We start from the raw sequence: 669 nt of genomic DNA, 5'->3' as shown, positions 1-669 counted from the left end.
AAATATGATATAGCTAGTGATGAATCTGGAAAAATATACAAAGCCTTAAGAAGTGATATAGTTGAGGGTAAAATAAAAGATCCAAGGGATGTAGATTCTACTTATGAAAGCAGAAGAGAATTTGATCGCCATAGGGGAAGGTATAAAAATGGCATGAGGGAAGGTTATGAAACCGATACACCTAATGATTGGAGTGAAGAAGAAGCACAACTTTTTAATGATACTTTAATACTACATGCCAAACTCGCAGCCCTAACTCCTCCACAAGGCTATCCTAATGCACCTTATTATTTTACCCCTGAAAACTTAGAATGGTATTATAAAAGACATAAGCTTGATAAACTCCTTGATCCAAGAATTCCTGCCATATATAGATATAATTTCCCGCAAGAACTTCGAGCTAAAATACTAGCTTATGCTAAAGAACATAATATAAAAGAGTAAAAATAATGAATTTCATTAGCCACTACTATAATTATGGAAGATGGTTTGTATATAGGATGAAAGGATAAAAATGAGTGAAACTTATGAAATTTATATGCCTAATGGTATTATTTTAGATGTAGAAAAAAAAACGAATAAAATTTTATTAGATGATGGGGGAGCTAAGGTAGGCAAATACACCCAAGAATATTCTAAAGCTTTGTTTGAAGCACACAATATCAAACA

General features: G+C 32.1%; 1 pseudogene. It reads left to right on the top strand.

Going from position 1 to position 669, the window contains the following annotated elements:
• Positions 1 to 444, top strand: a pseudogene (locus L8X40_RS08415) (hypothetical protein); the annotation flags it as partial.
• Between the last annotated feature and the right edge of the window lie 225 nt (positions 445 to 669).

It is taken from the genome of Campylobacter sp. CNRCH_2013_0855 (assembly GCF_025773025.1).
GTDB classification, from domain to species: Bacteria; Campylobacterota; Campylobacteria; order Campylobacterales; family Campylobacteraceae; genus Campylobacter_D; species Campylobacter_D jejuni_C.
This window is presented reverse-complemented; position numbering and strand designations above follow the sequence as displayed.